Genomic DNA, 18,203 nt, shown 5'->3' on the forward strand with positions numbered 1-18,203 from the left:
CCGTATGGAATATCTTTTTATTCTCCTTTTTATTTATGCTTCCTATTTGAGCATTGAGAAGTATGTCCATACGGGCGGCATTTTCACATGGAGGGGCGGAAAAGTCAAAAAGGAACGTCGGACCACACCTGCCGCCGTTCATCCGGAAATATCATTGTCAGAGGCGGAAATAATAGGCAGGAGCCGGTACCGGATGCGACAATCACTGACAATGGATGACAATAGCGGACAGGCTGAATCTGGTATTGAAAAGAGTGGTACCTTTACTCCCGAAAAGGAAACAGGACCGGTTCTTCAAGCGCACGAACCCTTTGACAGGCATACGAAATACCCGGAAGTTCCGGGCACTTTTCAAAAATTGAATTATCCTGAAACCGACTATATGCAGAAGGGTTCCCCTTCTTCCGGTGAAGAAAAGGAAGAAATACCCGAACGCTATGAGATTACGGGATACGTACAGCGGAGCAATCCCCACCGGGCAACCGGTGTCACCTTCGACGACCTGGATATGATAGAGAAAGTGATGACATCGGACATTCCCGTGACGGAAGCGGAACAGGAACAAACCCGGCAGACTTTCCGTAAGCTGGAAGGCACGAACATGGAGCGAATCCTGCAGGCGGGCATCCTGGGTAACAACGACAAGCTGAAACGGTATATGCGTCTGTATGTGGACAAGGGTGAACCCCATTTATTGACCAGAAAGGACAAGGACGACATTCTCCGGGAATTTGACATTACGGAGCATGTGCCTGAATAGATAACAGGACGATAGTATGGGAAAGTATTATGATTCCGGTTGATTCCGGATGTTGTGGACCTTTAAAATGAAGTGTACAATTAAAAAATGAAAAAACATGAGAGATTTCTTCGACTCCGGTTGATCCGGGCATGGCGAGTTTTAAAACGAAGTGTATAACTCTTAAAGAACGGATATATGAGAGGCTTCCATGATTCCGGTTGATCTTTTCCCTTTACCGGAGCGAACATTCAAAACAAGTAATTAACCCTTTAAAACGGAGGTGCCCATGATTGGTTACTATGACTCGGGTTGATCCTAAAAAGGACATCGTGGTTGCAAGCAGCGGACCGCAGGAAATTTCCTGCGGTCTATTTGAAAGAAGTTTTTTATTCACATTTAATTCGTAGATTGTATATGAAAAGACATTTTAAAAAGACGGTTGCATTAATAGCATGAATAGTTGTTTCCACCCTGGGTGCCTATGCCGAAGGGGACGGAAGTGCCGGTATCACAAAGGCCACATCCATGCTTTCCAGTTATTTCGATCCGGCCACGAAATTGATATATGCCGCAGGAGCCATTGTAGGGCTGATAGGCGCGATAAAAGTTTATTCCAAGTTTTCTTCAGGAGACCCCGATACCGGAAAAACAGCCGGGTCCTGGTTTGGAGCCTGTGTTTTCCTCATTGTTGCTGCGACCGTCCTGCGCTCCTTTTTCCTGTAATATAGACGGTTATGGAATACAATATCAACAAAGGAATAGGACGCAGCGTGGAGTTTAACGGCTTGCAGGCACAATACCTGTATTTCTTCGTAGGAGGCTTGCTTGCCATCTTCCTGTTGTTCGTCATCTTCTATATGATAGGTATTGACCGGTGGGTCTGCATCGGCTTCGGTATCCTCTCCGCTTTCGGGCTGATCTTCGGGGTGTTCCACCTGAACAAGAAGTACGGTCCCAATGGCTTGATGAAGCTTACCGCAGTCAAATACCACCCGTTTTATATCATCAATCGCAAACGTATATCTTCCTTATTTAAAAAGCGCATTTATGAGAAATACATTAAAAGCCGCAACGCTGGAAAGTAAGTTTCCGATATTGTCCGTGGAAGAGGGATGCATCCTCTCCAAGGACGCGGACGTGACCATCGGCTTCAAGGTTTTCCTTCCGGAGCTCTTCACGGTCACTTCCGCAGACTATGAATCCATGCACGGCACATGAACAAAGGCAGTCAAGGTACTGCCGAATTACACGATAGTACACCGGCAGGACTGGTTCCTGAAAGAGAATTACAAGGCCGACATGCAGAAGGACGGGATGAGCTTTCTGGACCGCAGCTTCGAGCTCCACTTCAATGAACGGCCTTTCCTGAACCATTTTGCCTATCTCTTCATCACCAGGACAACCAAGAAGCGGAGCCGCAAAGAGAGCAACTTCTCCATCCTCTGCCGGGGGAACATCATCCCGAAGGAAGTCCGGGACAAGGACGCGGTCAGCCGCTTTCTGGAAAGTGTCGACCAGTTCGAGCGCATCCTGAACGACTCGGCCTTTATCCGCATGGAACGGCTGACCACCGATGAGATTGTCGGCACGCCGCAGCAGGCCGGGCTGGTCGAGAAATATTTCTCCCTCTCGCAGCAGGACACGACCACGCTGAAAGATATACAGATGAGCGCATCGGAAATGCGTATCGGGGACAATATTCTCTGCGTGCACACCCTTTCCGATGTGGACGATCTTCCCGGCTCTGTCCGGACGGATGCCCGGTACGAGAAATACTCCACCGACCGCAGTGACTGCCGTCTGAGCTTTGCCGCCCCGGTGGGGCTGATGCTTTCCTGTGACCATATCTACAACCAGTTCCTGTTCATAGACGATTCGGCGGAAATCCTGCAACGCTTCGAGAAGACGGCACGCAACATGCATTCGCTTTCCAAGTACAGCCGTGCCAACCAGCTCAACAAGCAGTGGATCGACGCTTATCTGGACGAGGCGCACTCCTTCGGGCTGACCGCCATCCGTTGCCATTGCAATGTCATGGCATGGTCGGACAGCCGGGAGAAGCTCAAGGTGATAAAGAACGACACTGGTTCGGCTCTGGCACTGATGGGATGCAAGCCCCGTTACAATACCGTTGACGCGCCTACCCTGTACTGGGCGGGCATTCCCGGCGGCGAGGGTGATTTTCCTGCCGAGGAGTCCTTCTATACTTTCATCGAGCAGGGAGTCTGCTTCTTTACCGGGGAGACGAACTATGCGGATTCTCTGTCGCCTTTCGGCATCAAGATGGCAGACCGGACCAACGGGAAACCGCTGCATCTGGACATCTCGGACGAACCGATGCGCCGGGGCATCATCACCAACCGTAACAAACTGGTTATCGGGCCTTCCGGTTCGGGCAAGTCCTTTTTCATGAACCATTTAGTGAGGCAGTATTGGGAACAGAACACCCACATTATACTGATTGATATCGGGAACAGTTACAAGGGTTTATGCGACCTGATCCGCCAGCGTACAAACGGGGAGGATGGCGTGTATTATACGTATAGCGAAAAACACCCGATAGCCTTCAATCCTTTTTTTACCGAAGATAAAGTCTTCGACCTGGAGAAGAAAGAGTCCATTAAGACACTGATCATGTCGCTCTGGAAAAGGGATACGGAAGTAATCACCCGTGCCGAGGAAGTGGCCCTCTCAATGGCGGTCAACCTGTTTCTTGAAAAGATAAAGGAGGATGTTGAGCTGGTTCCTTCCTTTAATACTTTCTACGAGTTCGTACAGGGAGAGTTCCGTGGAATACTGGAAGAGAAACATTACCGCGAGAAGGATTTCGACCTCACTAATTTTCTCAATGTATTGGCTCCATATTACCGTGGTGGAGAATATGATTATCTGCTGAATTCAGATGAGCAGCTCGACTTGCTGAACAAGCGTTTTGTGGTATTTGAAATTGACGAAATTAAGGAGCATAAGATTCTTTTTCCGGTGGTGACCGTCATCATTATGGAAGCTTTTATCAACAAAATTAGGCGGTTGCATGGGGCTCGGAAGATGATAGTTGTGGAGGAGGCTTGGAAGGCAATCGCCCGCGAAGGCATGGCGGATTATATAAAATTTCTCTACAAAACCGTCCGTAAATACTTCGGTGAGGCCGTAGTCGTCACGCAGGAACTGGACGACATCGTGTCAAGTCCTATTATCAAGGACACTATCGTCAACAATGCCGATTGCAAGATTTTGTTGGACCAGCGAAAGTATATCAACAAGTTTGATTCCGTGCAATCCTTGCTGGGACTGACCGACAAGGAGAAAGGGCAGATTCTGTCCATCAACCAGGCCAATGATCCGGCAAGAAAGTATAAGGAAGTTTGAATTGGCTTGGGCGGAGTCCGGTCTGCTGTCTATGCCACGGAAACCTCTGTCGAGGAGTATCTCACTTATACCACGGAGGAGACCGAGAAGCTCGAAGTCACGCAAATGACAGAGAAGTTGGGCGGCAATATGGAACAGGCCATCCGTATGCTGGCAAGTGAGAAGAAAAAGAAAAATAAACGGTTAAAAGAAAGAAGTAATGAAAAAGAAAGTTTTAAGTCTATTGTTTGTCCTGCCGGCTTTAATTGTGCCGGTAAGCGTGCAGGCGCAGTGGGTGGTGTCCGATCCGGGCAACTTGGTCCAAGGTATCGTGAACAGTGTGAATGAGATGGTGGAAACCTCCCAAACGGCACAGAACGCCCTTTCCACATGGAAGGAAACCTCGAAAATATTCGAACAGGGACGGGAGTATTATGACAAGCTGCGCAAGGTGAACGACCTGATCAGCGGCAGCGAGAAGGTCAAGGAATCCGTCCTGATGCTGGGCGATATCTCCGAGATTTATGTGAACAATTTCGGCAAGATGCTGACCGACAAGAATTTCAGCCAGCGGGAATTGGACGCGATAGCCTCCGGTTATAATACGATCATGAAGAAAAGCAGCCGCAGCATTGCCGAACTGAAGAATATAGTTAATCCCACCGGCATGTCCATGAACGACAAGGAGCGCATCGACCTGGTAAACCGGGTATATGGGGAAATGACGCATTACAAGAAACTTGCGAACTATTATACCCGCAAGAACCTGCATGTGTCCTACCTGCGTGCCAAACAGAAAAATGAACAACAGCAGGTATTTGACTTGTATGGCAAAGACGAGCGTTACTGGTAATCATTCAATTAAAATCAGAACAGTATGTTGCTAATGTCTATCTCATTTGAAAACTTGCACCAGATTCTGAGGAATCTGTACGATACGATGACCAAGCTCTGCCAGCCGATGATGGATATGGGGATGGCACTGGCCGCACTGGGAGCCTTGTTCTACATTGCTTACCGGGTGTGGCAGTCCCTTTCCCGTGCCGAGCCGATAGATGTCTTTTCGATGCTCCGGCCTTTCGTACTGGGTATCTGCATCCTCTTCTTCGATATAATGGTGCTGGGAACCCTTAACGGCATCTTCAGTCCCATTGTCCAGGGAACCGGCACGCTGCTGCGGGACCAGACTTTCGACCTGCAGAAATACCAGCAGGAGAAGGACAGGCTCCGGGCGGACATGCTGGCAAAAACCATGATGACCGGAAGCGTCTTTGCCTCCAACGAGGAGCTGGACGCCGAACTGGAGAACATGGGCTGGAGCGAGGAGGAGCATACGGCTTTGCAGACGATGTATGAGGTTTCCTATTCTTTCTCCCTGCAGGGGATCACCCAGATGATCATGCGCAAACTGCTGGAGATCCTTTTCCAGTCCGCTTCCCTGGTCATCGACACGATCCGTACCTTCTTTTTGATTGTGTTGAGTATTCTGGGGCCGATAGCCTTTGCCCTGAGTGTATTCGACGGTCTGCAGAACACGCTCGTCCAGTGGCTGGCACGCTATATCAGTGTCTACCTCTGGCTGCCGGTATCAGACCTCTTCGGGGCGATGCTCGCCAAGATACAGACGCTTATCCTGCAGGAGGAGATGAACCTGATGGCTAATCCGATGAGCATCATCGATGTGGACGGTTCCTCGGCCATCTATCTGATATTTATGATCATAGGGCTGGTAGGTTATTTCTGTGTCCCGACGGTTTCAAACTGGATTGTCCAGGCCGGCGGCATGAGTGCCTATAACCGGAATGTGAACAATACGGCATCCAAAGTGACCAATGTGGCGGGTGCTACGGCAGGTGCTTCAACAGGTAATGTCGCTGCTGTATTATTGAAAAAGTAGGAATGTAAAAATATATAAGAATATGGAATTCAAAAGTTTAAAAAATATCGAATCCTCGTTCAGGCAGATACGCCTGTTCACGCTGGTCTTTCTGGGTATTTGCGCATCGCTCACGACGTATGCCATCTGAAAGTCCTACCTGTTCGCTAACCGGCAGCGGGAGAAGGTGTATGTGCTGGATCAGGGCAAGTCGCTGATGCTGGCATTATCCCAGGATGCGGCGTTGAACCGTCCGGTGGAAGCCCGCGAGCATGTGCGCCGCCTACATGAGCTGTTCTTTACGCTGGCTCCCGACAAGGCCGCCATCGAATCCAACATCAACCGTGCCATGTATCTGGCGGACAAGAGCCTTTACGGGTATTACCGGGATTGGAACGAGAAAGGATATTACAACCGGCTGATCAGCGGCAATATCAACCAGACCGTCCTGGTGGACAGCATGCAATGTGACTTCGATAACTATCCCTACCGGATCATCACCTTTGCCCGGCAGATGGTTGTCCGCAGCAGCAATATTACCGAGCGTTCCCTGGTCACCCGTTGTTTCCTGCAGAGTGTAACCCGGTCGGATAATAATCCGCAAGGCTTTATGGCGGAGCGTTTCGAGATTCTGGAGAACAGGGATATAAGGACCGTTGAACGCTAAAAAGAACAGGATAATGAAAAGCAGAGAAATAAAAACAGAAATAGGTGAAAAACTGAAGGGCGTTTGCGAAAGCCTGTCGGAGAAAGAGCGTAAGGGAGTGCTTGTCGGCATGCTGGCTGTCAGCACGGTCTTGTGTGGTGTCACGGTAGCGCGCGCTTTCGGACGTTTCCTTTCTCACGGCACACCAAAGGAACTGCCGTTTGGCAGGCATGTTCCGGCAGATTCACTCCACCGGACAGATAAAGACAGTATAATGTATCATTCTAAATCAACGGATAATGGAAGATAAAGAATTGGAAAAGCCCGAAGCGGCAGAAGAAACGGCGGTACAGCCGGAAACCGGCAGAGCCTTGCAGGACGAGCCGGGGAAAGAGAAGAGGGTGCTTGCCCCGGAAGAAATTGAGAAAAGAAGGAAGTTTATTGTGATTCCGGCCTTTGTATTGGTATTCCTGGGAGTCATGTACTGAATATTCGCTCCATCCGGTAAGGAAAACGGGACGGAAGTTCCCGGCAACTCCGGGTTCAACGTGAATGTCCCGGAGCCTACCACGGCCAAGCTGTTGGATAAGAAGACCGCCGCTTACGAGAAGCAGCAGGCGGAAGTGGAGGAAGAAAGCCGGATGAAATCGCTGGAACAGCTTGCCGGGACGTTGCTGGATGGTGGAAAAATAACACCCGATGCGAACGAAAAAGACGGGGACAGGCTGCAACAGTCAGTCAAGACCTACGAGCAAATTTCCAGCCAGCTGGATGATTTCTATGAGACTCCCGAAAAAACTGTAAACAGTGATCTGGAGAGAAAAGTGGAGGAGTTGAACAAAAAGCTGGAAGAAGCGGAAAAAGAAAAGGACCGGACGGCTTCCCGTGAAGAACTGATGGAGCGTTCCTACAAGATGGCGGCAAGGTATCTGAATCCGGATAAGGACACCATAAAAGAAGAAACAACCGGAAAAGAACTGCCGGAAACAGTTCCGGTACAGCGGGCGGAGCACCAGACCACCTCCGGCCTTTCACAGCCGGTTACGGATTCAGCCTTTATCGCTTCGCTCGCCGTTGAAAGGAATTACGGTTTCAATACAGCCGTAGGCAGCAGTTACCGGATGGGGACGAATACCATTGCCGCCTGCATCTCGGAAAACCAGACTGTCGAACAGGGAGGCAGGGTAAGACTCAGGCTGCTCCAGCCCCTGCAAGCCGGAAACATCACCGTTCCTGCCAACAGCCTGGTAACGGGTGCGGCGGTGATACGGGGGGAACGGCTGGATATCCTGATCAGCAGCATCGAATATGCGGGGAATATCATTCCCGTGCAGCTGGCGACCTATGATGTGGATGGGCAGAAAGGAATCTTTGTTCCCGGCTCCGAAACCCGCAGTGCGGCAAAGGACGCGGCGGGGACGGTCAGCGAGAGCATGGGAAACAGCGTGTCGTTTGCACGTTCCGCCGGGCAGCAGGTGGTGATGGACCTGACGCGCGGAGTCATGCAGGGCGGCACACGGTTGATCGCCGGACGGGTTCGTGCGGTCAGGGTGACACTGAAAGCCGGATATAAGGTGCTGCTGGTCACAAAGAAACAATAACGGATTATTCACTTTAATAAAAAAGACAAGACAATGAAAATAGTTATGGCATTATTGATGGCTGTTCTGGCCTCGGTATCCGGTTTTTCACAGGAGGAAAGACCGGTAAATCCCGTCAGGATTCTGACGGCGGGCCAGCATATCACCCCTTATAAAATTGAGGTCACTTTCAGCAAGACGGTGCATATCCTTTTTCCTGCCGAAGTACGCTATGTGGATCTGGGCAGTAACAATATCATCGCGGGCAAAGCCGACGGGGTGGAGAATGTGGTACGTGTAAAAGCGGCGGTAAAAGAGTTTCCGGGAGAGACAAACTTCTCGGTTATTACAGGCGACGGTTCCTTCTTTTCTTTCAATGTGGTTTATAAAGAGGAGCCTTCCGCGCTGAATATCAATATGGACCAATGGATAAATCCGGACGAAGGGGGAAAGAAAGGAGGCAGTTCCATCCGTGTCACGGAGCTGGGTGAGGAAGATCCGACGGTCATCGCCAGCGTGATGTACACCATCCACCGGCTGGACCGCAGGGACGTGAAGCATATCGGATGCCGGCAGTTCGGGATGCAGGTTCTTCTGAAAGGTATTTATGTGCATAAGGACCTGCTCTTCTTCCACGTTTCCCTGACGAATAATTCCCATGTGCCTTTCGATGTGGATTTCGTACGGTTTAAAATAGTGGATAAGAAGATAGCCAAACGGACGGCGCAGCAGGAAACCTATATCGAACCGGTACGTACGCTCAATGCCCTGACACGCATCGAGGGAAAAAGTACGGCGCGTATTGTATATGCCTTCCCGAAGATAATTATTCCTGACGACAAGCTGCTGGAAGTGGAAATTTACGAAAAGGCGGGAGGCCGCCACCAGCGGTTTTATGTCGAAAATAGTGACCTGGTGGATGCGCGTGTCATGAATGAATTAATCAAGGAGTAATCATGAAAAGAGTTTTATTTATTATGTTATGCATTTGTCTGCCCTTTGCGGCAGGCAAATCCTTTGCCCAACGCTATTTGCCGGGACAAAGGGGAATTCAGCTTACAGCAGGCGGTGTGGACAACTTCGGTTCCAATGTGAAGCATTTGGGCGGTAACTTCCAGGTCGGCCTGGCTTTGAGCCGGTATAACCGGAACCATTCCCGATGGTTGTTCGGGGCGGATTATGTGAAGAAACACTATTCCTATAAGGAGATTGCGATACCCAAAGCGCAGTTTACCGGGGAAGCGGGTTATTTCGTACCGTTCTTCTCGGACCGTGACAAGAACGTGTTCTTCTCTGCCGGGCTTTCCGCTCTGGCCGGTTATGAGACAACCAACTGGAACGGGAAGCTTCTCTATGACGGGGCGACACTTAAGAATGACGGATGCTTTATCTACGGTTTTGCTCCGGCTTTCGAGATGGAGGCGTTCCTTTCGGACAGGCTGGCGCTTCTTTTCAATGTCCGCCAGAGGATATTCTTCGGCTCGTCCGTAGGACATTTCCACACGGTGGTCGCTGCCGGATTCAAGTACATTTTTAATTAGGGACAGCATGGAAGAAAATAATTGGAATATAGACCAGATACTGCACTGGCTGGACATAAAAATAGAACGGGAAGACCGGGACATAGCCAGGCTTGAGAAACAGATGGACGAGGATTTTCTGTACTATTTCGAGTGGAATGCGGAGAGCCTGTACAAATCCCACTTTATGTCAGACTGTTATAAAAAACTCCGCCAGGCAGTGGACGGGGTAAAAGACATCGATGAAATCAGGAATATCCTCAAGGAGAATGCCGCCTGCTGTGAGAAGAAACTGCTGGACGGCCAGCTGGATTGCCGAAGTTCCAGCCGGGGTGCGAACATGGCCCATTCCATGAGGCTGGAATGTATGCAGCGGCTGATAAAGGATTACCGGGAATTTGCAAATATTCTTTCAGTAACGCCTCCTGAAAAGAATCAGCAGCAGGCACATAAAAACGGGAAGAAAGAAGGACCGCCTGAAAGGAAGATAAAACGGGGTATCAGGTGTTAGCCATGCCGCCGGATTCAAGTAAATTATCAATTTAGTAATACGTAAAGTCATGAAGATAAAATTAATTGCAAGCAGTATCATGCTCACATTACTTTGCCTGCTGGGTAGCTGTGACGACAAACTGGAAGTGCGGCAGGCTTATGATTTCTCCCTTACCTCGTGGTATCTTCAGAAAACCATCTCCCCGGATGAGACCGTGGAGATTCGTCTGACACTCAATCGCAGTGGAAACTATGAGGAAGCCCGCTATCAAATCGGTTATATACAGATGGAGGGTAGCGGTGAGGTATACGACAAGAAGAATGTCCGGCTGGTGAACCGGGAGATGCAACCGTTGGATTCGATTGTGGGGTTGGACAGCAGCGATCCCTGCCGCCAGGTGTTCACGCTATTCTATCATAATGGGAGTAGTAAGAACGCGGAAATTAAATTCGTAGCTGTGGATAACTTCGGACAGGAAAGGGATTTGGATATTTCTTTCGCAACAGAAACGGAAAGCGAACAATAAAAAGATTGATGATGGATACAGATCATTTAGAAGTCGAACAGCTGCAACAATACCTTGACAAGGCAAGAAATGAGGTAAGGAGCGACATCAAAATGTATAAGAGCCAGCTGGAAAAGAACTATCTTGATTTCTTTAACTGGCATGCGGATGACTTGTACAAAGCCTGTTATATGGATAACCAATATAGGATAATTCAGCAGAAGATTGATACTGCCGAGACTCCGAGGGATATTGAAGCGTATCTGAAACGTTGCACTCTCTATTTGGAAGAAGATCTTTTATCCGGTCCGCTCGTCAGGAGAAGTACCAGTCCGATATCGAATATGGCCCTTTCTCTGGAGATAGAGTGCAAACAGAAACTGCTGAAGGATTTTCGGAATTTGAATAGGTTTCTTCAGAGCGAGACGGTCGGTGAGAAAATAATGTCCCAGGAAAAAACAAGGCGAGAGGCTATCCCCCGGCTGGAGAAGAAAAAAACGGGACCACGGTTGAGATAGTTTTTTGAAGCCGGCAATAAAGAAGAAGGCCGCTGAAGCATGATTTCAGCGGCCTTCTTCTTTATTATATTGGAATCTTCTGCTTAGAGCAGACAAGCCTCAAACAGATAATGTATGAATAACCGGCCCTTTTCCGTCCAGACGGTCAGCATGGCAGTGCCTGTATCGCCATCGGTTTCCCATTGGTGGGTACGGGTGGCTGTATAGCCTTGATTCTGGTAGGGTGCTTTAAGCAGCCACTGTCCGGACTGGCGGAACTGGATGCCCGCCCATTTCAACCGCCTGTTCAATGCGCTGGCACTCATGCCCAGTTCTTTGGCTATCTGGGTAGCCGTATAGGTGCTTTGGGATTGCAACACCTTGTCATAATAAGCGACTTTAGGGGCCTGTAATTTCAGCTTCAGAAAGGCAAGGTTGTTTGCCTGCTGCAATTTGCCGATATGCTCGTCACGGGCCTTGATTTTGCCCTGTGCAAGCAACACGGCACGTGCCAGCAGTTCATTGTCCGTTTCGCCGCTCTTTCGCAGGATATAACCGCCGTTTTTCAGTGTTCCGGGAACCAGTTCATCAAATATCCAGCTTTCGAATTTTTCGGCAGCAGGCAGCTTGCTGCCGGCGATCAGGCGGTACACATTCCCTTCATTGATGTATTTTATCTTCTGTACGGCACTGCGTGTAGGGGTGTCGTAAATCGCGACGCCCATTGGTTTACAGTGTCTTGCAACGGCATCCCTCGGATTGGCATAGCCGAGTGCGGAGGCAACGTCGGATGCGCAGAACCATATTTTCCCGTCAATATCCAGTGTCCGGATACGTCCGAACTCAGGATGTTCAAATATTGATATTTTATTCATGACTGTTCAATTTATAGGTTTCTTCTATTGCTTTGAATATCTCGTAGACTACCTGGGGGACGATGGCGTTTCCGTATCCTTTGATGGATTTTTCTCTTCACTGAGAAAAGGTAATACCGTCCAACCTGGCGGAAAACCCATCATCTCGGCTACAAACAGGGGGTTGAGTTGGAAACTCTTTCCAGTCCGGGCGAAGAAATCGGGAAGGCTGTTCTTTTCCGGTATCCGGCCTCTCTTCTCCAGACTCCCCAAGCTTGCCGCACCCTTCCAATCCCTCGCCGTCGGCGTGGGCAGAAGTTCGGCCATCCTTCCAAGCCCTACACTCCAGACATGCCCTTTCTGATTGATCTTCCGTATCTTCCCTTTCGGTGTCACAATAATCCTGTCGTTTTTCCCCATTACAGCCCCCACACCGGCATCGCTGGCTACCGGAGTGGGCAGCAGCATCCCGTAAAAGTCCAGAAAGTCGCTCAGGCCGTTGGGCTTCTTTTCCCCATTGAGCTGGCTGTGCAGGGATGGCGCATGGGCCCGCCTCCATTTGTGGACCCTCTCCGGATGGTGTATTTCCGTAGCCAGCGGAGTAGGAAGAAGCATCGCACGGATGATCTCCGGCAGTCCCTGCTGGCTGCTGTTCGGCCCTCTCTGCTTGTAATCCTGGGCCGTTACGGTGGGCAATAAACCATATCCGGTCCCGGCGGTGGGGAGCTCCGACGGAACAAGCCAGTATAAGTACCGGCTGGACGGAATATCCTTCACGTTCAAGATCAAGGCAAATGGTTTCAACGACATATTGCTGCCGTCTTTTAAATACAGGCTCACTCTCTGAGAATAGAGTGGATTGACTTCCCACTTCAGTCTCCTCGCCGGGCTGTACCATCGTGAGGATGCCAGCAACGTTCTCACCAATGACCCAATCGGGCCTGACTTCATGTATGGCCCGGAGCATATGAGGCCAGAGATAGCGGTTGTCCTCCGCTCCCTTTCTTTGGCCTGCGACGGAGAAAGGCTGGCAGTTATGGACAACGATTCCGTTTGCCGTATAGGTTTCGTCCGTCTTGACTCCGATGTTGAATACTGTTCTTCTTTCATATCTATGTTCTATGTTTTTTACAAGGCACCATATAAATCCATCTTTATAATATCCGTATCTTTCATTCGGGCTGACAGTCACACAATATAACGGATGCCCATTGACTTGCCTGCCATCGATTACGCAAATGCGTTCCGGGTTCTTTTTCGATATGGAAACGGGGCGGTGGAATACATCCCTCGCTATTTGGGCTATCCCGGCTGCAAGCTCCGCACTGATTGTTGTCGTTTGCATGGCTCCGTTTTTGCCTGCGTAGCCGTCCGCAGAGAAATAACCCTCATACAATGCCTTTTTCCGTTCATGTTCCAGATTGAAACATTGGCCGGAGAGTTTTTTCCCGATGGCATAACGTCCGAATCCTTTCAAGAAGGAACACAGTTCCCGGTTACAAATGATAAACCTGAAAGTGGACCGTTCCTCTGAAATGGCAGGGATATATCCTGCATCCCGTATCAGTTCCTCCAATTCGGATTTTGCTTTCTTTCCACAACAGATGACCACTTTATGGTTGAATGAGTTTATCCGTGAACCTCTGTATCCTGCCGGTATGTTACTTTTCCGTTTGCCGTCAAGGATTCACCCGTCTCCGAGAAAACGCCCGACCATCCTTCAGAAAGCGGGGGTAAAAGAGGTATCAGTGCCTTCGATGCACCGGTATGCTATCCGATCCCCTTTCACTATTTCCCCGGCTTTCTTCCATATGCACCGGCCTTGCCGGTCAGATATCCAGAACGGATGGTTGTCCGTGGTGATGACCGGCTCCCAGAGGCCTTGGGCTTCGAGACGGATAATACTCCTTTTATGGCTCTTCATGACGGCGTTGCACTTTCTGAACCGTCCTTCCTTTGTCAGGATATCATCCCCGGTTCTTATCTCCCTGATCGGTTTCAACCCTTTGGAAGTGAGAACCAGCGTATCTCCGTCAAAGCAAGGGAATCCGCCTGTAAGGACATTGACCTTCCCTCTCCAGTTCCGAAAATCGGTCGTGGTAATGTCCGTATAGCTTTGGGCGTCAGGAAACCAATAATTCAAAATCCGGTTGCAGAACGGATCAATCTCGCAGTGGAAAGCGTTCTGCCATCCCATTCATTCGGCGGCCAGGTCGGGAGCGCCGAATCCACTGAACAGGGAAGCGTGTACCAGAGGCTTCCGTCCTTTCTTTTCTTTCTGTTTTTCTTTCATCGCTATTCATTATTTAAAGGTTCGATATTCATGGTTTTCGCGTCGATCTTGCGGTAGACGCTTCCCATTTCCAGCATGTTCTTCAGCCGGAGCAGGTCGGTAATTTCATAGACGGTCATTCCTTTATGTGTCGTGAAGCGGATGTATCCTTTCTGTCGCTGTATCTCCACTTCTTCGGGAGTCATCTGCAACACTTCGCATATTTCCTGCAAGGTCAAGGTCAGGCTTATTTGCTTGACGGTATAGATGTAGGTCAGGATGTCCAGCATCTGGATACATTTGCGGTGTGATTTGACAAGTGCCGCAAATTTGTTTCGTTCAATGACGATTACTTTACTTTGATTTTCCATGTGAATTCTTTATTTACGAGTTAATAGAATCAGACATAAAATCCTCGTTCCGGCATTCTTCCCTCAGGAACTTGTGTACGTCCGAGGCCCAGAAGTAAATCTTGCCACAGAGTTTGAAATAAGGCAGTTTGCCGGAGTTGCGCCAGCGGATCAGGGTCCGGTCGCAGACTTTCAGCATCAGGCGCATGTCCCGGCTGTCCAGCATCTGTTTACCATTGAAGCTGGTGACCGCTTCCAGTGCCGTTTCGAGCCTGGCAATCAGCTTTCGTTGTTCCTCAAAGTTCTCTTTGATCATCGCTTTGAGCTTTTCGATGTCATTGCTGTTCTCTTCCATACGGATATTCCTTTGTTTGAGTGAGTTGTTTATCTTATCTTCGGCTGCAAAGTTTTAAAAAACGGGCATGAAAAAATAGGGCTGACGGTAACCGCCAGCCCCATATTTTATTTGTAACACGCTTTGTATCAATGGAGTTTTTTAGTGTTTTTTTTGTACGAAGCATGGAATAACAGGGTGATTACATATTGCTATCCGGCATCCGGTTATTGCAATAAAGAAAGTCTTTTCCGGAAAAGGGAAAAAACAATAAAAACCTCCTGATAAATTGCATCTTCGGGTAAAATACAGTAAATTTGTAAGTGCATAAATAAGGATAAGGAATGACTATATTTGATGAATATAAAACATACACGGGCGATACCTCAATCTCCCCTTCATTACTTTGGGAATATGACTTGTCCCATTTTGATTGGTGGAAATCAAGAAAGATTGTGGTCCAGCGTATCATTGAGAGAGGATGGCTGAAAGATTTTTATGCAGCGTTCAAATTATATGGCGGCATAGAAGGATTCAGGGAAATAATAAAGGAAGTTCCCTGCTTGTCCGCACGGGACATGAATTTTGTTTGTGTCGTCTTTGATCTTAAAAAAGAGGATTTGAAATGTTACACACGGAAACTGTTGCGGGACCAACTCTTGAACTCCTAAAGAAACTGGAAGCGGAAGCTGCCATGGTGGATTTTAATCTGGCGGGCGGAACATCCCTGGCTCTGTATTTAGGGCACAGGATTAGTGTTGATTTGGATCTTTTCACACCGAAACCGTTTGATGCGAAGAAAATGGAAACATTCCTCCGGGATAAATATGGTTTTCGTTCTGATTTCATGGAAAAGAATACATTGAAAGGCACCATAGATGGTGTTAAGATAGATTGTATTACCCATTCTTATGATTATCTTGAGAAGCCTTATACCGAATCCGGAATAAGATTGTATAGCATGGAGGACATCATCGCTATGAAACTTTCCGCCATCGCTGACAATGGTTCACGGCTGAAAGATTTCATTGACATAGCTTTTCTTTCCACCCGTTTCCCCTTCGGCTCGATGTTGAGATTATATGAGCGCAAGTTCCCCGGATCGAATGTCATCAGACCCTTCAAGGCCATTACTTACTTTGATGACATAGACTTTGAAGAGGATATTGTTATGCTGAACTGTAAATTCGATTGGAAACTTATTGAAAGAAGATTGGTCGATATGACCAAAATCCAGAATAAAGTTTTTGAATCTTTTCCGCTTCCCTTGAAGGAACAGGAACCTCGGTCAGTGGTAAAAAAGGGTATTCACAAACGAGGTTTAAAAAGATAAATATTCAGACATAAATGGGGACGATAATTTTTATCGCCCCCACTCGAAATATCCTCTGATTAACTTGTAACCTTCAAATACATTGCTTACCTTTGTGTCAGAGAGATATTTGAAATTATGCAGAACAATGCAATCCGTAGCTGAACTTCCGCTACTTTATCGTTACCTGCTTCTTTTAGAATGCCTTTTAACTCTTTAATAAAAAAATAAAAGCAACTATTCCTTTTTCTGTTCAACATGCATGTTATGCTTGTTTTTACAAATGACTACATGATAATTAAAACTAGTAAAAATTAATTAACAAAAGTTAACAAACCTTCAAAACAAGCCTTTACAAATAGTCAAATTCAATAATTTATCGGCTATCTCTTGATGATAGATGGACTTCTGATTAAATGATTTATTTTACAGTTGCATTATATGTGCAGAAGTTCGAAGAGAGATAGCGTGCGTAGCTTTATATGGAGGGTTCTTGTTTGATATTTGTTTTTGACTAATCGTGATTTCGCAGTTTACATCAACAGTCAAAGAGTAAGATATTTATAGATATTCACTGTAGGTATATTATACCCTGCCGTGATTTGTTGTATATGTCCCGTTTGCTTGTTTACTGAAATTAAACACACATCAAAATAATTCGTTGCGTCGAACGGGAAGTGCTTTTAGTGCAAAATCGTCATTTAGTATGTAAACCGTGCAATAAATATTTAACCAAGCAATAAAAACCATTTTAGCCGTATTTCAAATAAAATTCCTACCTTTGTGATGAAATAAACCATTTATAAGAGTATTAATAACCGAAATATGGTGATGAATCGCATAAAGGTCGTCTTGGCGGAACTGCGAAGAACCTGCAAATGGCTGGCTACGGAGTTGGGAAAAAGTGAGAATACGGTTTCTCCTTGGACAACCAATCGCACGCAGCCTTCTGTTCAACAGTTGTATGACATTGCAGCAGTTCTTAATATTGACGTTAGATGTTTACTAACCCCATCAAAAGAGTAATTATGAAGTATGCATTCTCTGGTCATGAGTCCTTTCAATGCAAGGGCTTGTGGTTGAAAAAAGGATATGACTACGTTAAAGCGGGATTGTCGTTCACAGACGATTACGCTGTTGTAGAACTTGGTGTGGGCAAGAATATGGTAGCCTCAATACGCTATTGGTTGAGGGCTTTCGGCATCACTAACGACAATGGTGTGCCGACCGAGATAGGTAAATATCTTCTTGATGACAACGGCGCAGACCCTTACATCGAAGACACGACCACGCTATGGCTGCTACACTATATGCTCGTGACATCACGAGTAGCAACACTCTACAACATCGTTTTCACCGAGTACAACAAAACACGCAAAGAATTCACGAAAGCAGATTTGGCAAATGCAGTAAGACGGATGTTTGCCGACAAATGTTTTGACAGCACACCCTACAACGAGAAGACAGTTTGGCGTGACATTGACACGATGCTAAAGAATTATGTTACGCCCGACTCTATCAAGGCGTGCGATGACTTCTCTGCACTGCTAATTGACCTCAAACTGATAGGCAAAACTGGCCACGAGGATTATACCTTCAACTGTTCCGCTCGCGCCAAGATGGAGCCGCTCGTTTTCCTCTTCGCCGTACTCGACATCACGCAGGGCAAACAGCAAGTGATAGAGTTCGAGGTATTGCTGCGACTTGCCAATATCTTCGGTATGTCAGTCAATGAACTATATGACGTTTTCGACCAACTGCACACTATCGACCCCCATATAACCTTCTGCAATACTGCCGGTGAGCAACTCTTCACCATGAAAGAGCGGATAGACAAGTGGCAGGTTCTCAACAAGTATTATCAAGCAACATGA

22 protein-coding genes and 2 pseudogenes are annotated in these 18,203 nt (G+C 47.8%); 19 read left to right on the forward strand and 5 right to left on the reverse strand.

What is annotated here, in order from left to right:
* The first annotated feature begins 4 nt into the window (after positions 1-4).
* The 15 genes and pseudogenes from HMPREF9007_RS0124660 (at position 5) to HMPREF9007_RS20320 (ending at position 11,228) form a co-directional block, all read left to right on the forward strand.
* Entirely contained in the window at positions 5-760 is a 756-nt protein-coding gene (locus tag HMPREF9007_RS0124660; RefSeq protein WP_032850126.1) for a hypothetical protein, read from the forward strand.
* A gap of 438 nt (positions 761-1,198) precedes the next feature.
* Positions 1,199-1,465: a DUF4134 domain-containing protein gene (locus tag HMPREF9007_RS0124665; protein WP_128567788.1), complete on the forward strand. Its 267-nt coding sequence runs from the start codon at positions 1,199-1,201 to the stop codon at positions 1,463-1,465.
* Positions 1,466-1,476: 11 nt separating this feature from the next.
* Positions 1,477-1,827 (forward strand): DUF4133 domain-containing protein, encoded by a 351-nt coding sequence (locus tag HMPREF9007_RS20370; RefSeq protein ID WP_008760251.1) that lies wholly within the window; start codon positions 1,477-1,479, stop codon positions 1,825-1,827.
* A pseudogene (locus tag HMPREF9007_RS0124675) lies at positions 1,790-4,279 on the forward strand (TraG family conjugative transposon ATPase); the annotation flags it as partial. The gene HMPREF9007_RS20370 and the pseudogene HMPREF9007_RS0124675, both read left to right, overlap by 38 nt.
* 31 nt (positions 4,280-4,310) lie before the next feature.
* Positions 4,311-4,943, forward strand: a complete 633-nt coding sequence (locus HMPREF9007_RS20365) for a DUF4141 domain-containing protein (protein ID WP_008760252.1) — start codon at positions 4,311-4,313, stop codon at positions 4,941-4,943.
* Positions 4,944-4,967: 24 nt separating this feature from the next.
* Positions 4,968-5,987: a conjugative transposon protein TraJ gene (gene traJ / locus HMPREF9007_RS20360; protein ID WP_032850129.1), complete on the forward strand. Its 1,020-nt coding sequence runs from the start codon at positions 4,968-4,970 to the stop codon at positions 5,985-5,987.
* 22 nt (positions 5,988-6,009) lie between these two features.
* A pseudogene (gene traK / locus HMPREF9007_RS20355) lies at positions 6,010-6,633 on the forward strand (conjugative transposon protein TraK).
* Between the two features lie 13 nt (positions 6,634-6,646).
* Positions 6,647-6,922: a hypothetical protein gene (locus HMPREF9007_RS20350; RefSeq protein WP_008760254.1), complete on the forward strand. Its 276-nt coding sequence runs from the start codon at positions 6,647-6,649 to the stop codon at positions 6,920-6,922.
* Positions 6,912-7,100 carry a hypothetical protein gene (locus HMPREF9007_RS0124685; RefSeq protein WP_032850130.1) on the forward strand — a complete coding sequence of 63 codons (189 nt, stop codon included), beginning with the start codon at positions 6,912-6,914 and terminating at the stop codon, positions 7,098-7,100. Before HMPREF9007_RS20350 ends, HMPREF9007_RS0124685 begins: the two co-directional genes overlap by 11 nt.
* Positions 7,101-8,213, forward strand: coding sequence for a conjugative transposon protein TraM (gene traM, locus HMPREF9007_RS20345; RefSeq protein ID WP_128567790.1), 1,113 nt, complete (start codon positions 7,101-7,103; stop codon positions 8,211-8,213).
* A gap of 33 nt (positions 8,214-8,246) precedes the next feature.
* Positions 8,247-9,146: a conjugative transposon protein TraN gene (traN, locus tag HMPREF9007_RS20340; protein ID WP_008760255.1), complete on the forward strand. Its 900-nt coding sequence runs from the start codon at positions 8,247-8,249 to the stop codon at positions 9,144-9,146.
* A gap of 2 nt (positions 9,147-9,148) precedes the next feature.
* The gene (locus HMPREF9007_RS20335; RefSeq protein ID WP_008760256.1) at positions 9,149-9,733 is read left to right on the forward strand and encodes a conjugal transfer protein TraO; all 585 of its coding nucleotides are present in this window, start codon (positions 9,149-9,151) and stop codon (positions 9,731-9,733) included.
* Between the two features lie 7 nt (positions 9,734-9,740).
* The gene (locus HMPREF9007_RS20330; protein WP_008760257.1) at positions 9,741-10,223 is read left to right on the forward strand and encodes a hypothetical protein; all 483 of its coding nucleotides are present in this window, start codon (positions 9,741-9,743) and stop codon (positions 10,221-10,223) included.
* 49 nt (positions 10,224-10,272) lie between these two features.
* Positions 10,273-10,731 (forward strand): TraQ conjugal transfer family protein, encoded by a 459-nt coding sequence (locus tag HMPREF9007_RS20325; RefSeq protein WP_008760258.1) that lies wholly within the window; start codon positions 10,273-10,275, stop codon positions 10,729-10,731.
* Between the two features lie 8 nt (positions 10,732-10,739).
* Positions 10,740-11,228, forward strand: coding sequence for a hypothetical protein (locus HMPREF9007_RS20320; RefSeq protein ID WP_008760259.1), 489 nt, complete (start codon positions 10,740-10,742; stop codon positions 11,226-11,228).
* A gap of 83 nt (positions 11,229-11,311) precedes the next feature.
* Here the strand turns inward: HMPREF9007_RS20320 and HMPREF9007_RS20315 are convergent, their stop codons facing one another.
* From HMPREF9007_RS20315 to HMPREF9007_RS20305, 5 genes are all read right to left on the reverse strand, one after another.
* Entirely contained in the window at positions 11,312-12,082 is a 771-nt protein-coding gene (locus HMPREF9007_RS20315; protein WP_008760260.1) for a phage antirepressor KilAC domain-containing protein, read from the reverse strand.
* 97 nt (positions 12,083-12,179) lie between these two features.
* Complete coding sequence (locus tag HMPREF9007_RS27475) at positions 12,180-13,637, reverse strand: DNA cytosine methyltransferase (protein ID WP_225651431.1); 1,458 nt, start codon at positions 13,635-13,637, stop codon at positions 12,180-12,182.
* Positions 13,638-13,781: 144 nt separating this feature from the next.
* Complete coding sequence (locus tag HMPREF9007_RS28035; protein ID WP_032850132.1) at positions 13,782-14,258, reverse strand: Hint domain-containing protein; 477 nt, start codon at positions 14,256-14,258, stop codon at positions 13,782-13,784.
* Positions 14,259-14,356: 98 nt separating this feature from the next.
* The gene (locus tag HMPREF9007_RS20310) at positions 14,357-14,704 is read right to left on the reverse strand and encodes a hypothetical protein (protein ID WP_008760261.1); all 348 of its coding nucleotides are present in this window, start codon (positions 14,702-14,704) and stop codon (positions 14,357-14,359) included.
* A 13-nt stretch (positions 14,705-14,717) separates the two neighbouring features.
* A complete protein-coding gene (locus tag HMPREF9007_RS20305; protein WP_008760262.1) occupies positions 14,718-15,038 on the reverse strand; it encodes a helix-turn-helix domain-containing protein in 321 nt (106 codons plus the stop codon).
* A 323-nt stretch (positions 15,039-15,361) separates the two neighbouring features.
* On the opposite strand from HMPREF9007_RS20305, the gene HMPREF9007_RS25835 reads away from it, so the two are divergent.
* From HMPREF9007_RS25835 to HMPREF9007_RS20290, 4 genes are all read left to right on the forward strand, one after another.
* Positions 15,362-15,688 carry a hypothetical protein gene (locus HMPREF9007_RS25835; protein WP_008760263.1) on the forward strand — a complete coding sequence of 109 codons (327 nt, stop codon included), beginning with the start codon at positions 15,362-15,364 and terminating at the stop codon, positions 15,686-15,688.
* Positions 15,643-16,350, forward strand: a complete 708-nt coding sequence (locus tag HMPREF9007_RS20300; RefSeq protein ID WP_128567791.1) for a nucleotidyl transferase AbiEii/AbiGii toxin family protein — start codon at positions 15,643-15,645, stop codon at positions 16,348-16,350. Before HMPREF9007_RS25835 ends, HMPREF9007_RS20300 begins: the two co-directional genes overlap by 46 nt.
* Before the next feature lie 804 nt (positions 16,351-17,154).
* Entirely contained in the window at positions 17,155-17,355 is a 201-nt protein-coding gene (locus HMPREF9007_RS20295) for a helix-turn-helix transcriptional regulator (protein WP_008760265.1), read from the forward strand.
* Between the two features lie 2 nt (positions 17,356-17,357).
* The gene (locus HMPREF9007_RS20290; RefSeq protein WP_032850133.1) at positions 17,358-18,203 is read left to right on the forward strand and encodes a DUF4007 family protein; all 846 of its coding nucleotides are present in this window, start codon (positions 17,358-17,360) and stop codon (positions 18,201-18,203) included.

The organism is Bacteroides sp. 1_1_14, assembly GCF_000162515.1.
GTDB lineage: Bacteria > Bacteroidota > Bacteroidia > Bacteroidales > Bacteroidaceae > Bacteroides > Bacteroides thetaiotaomicron.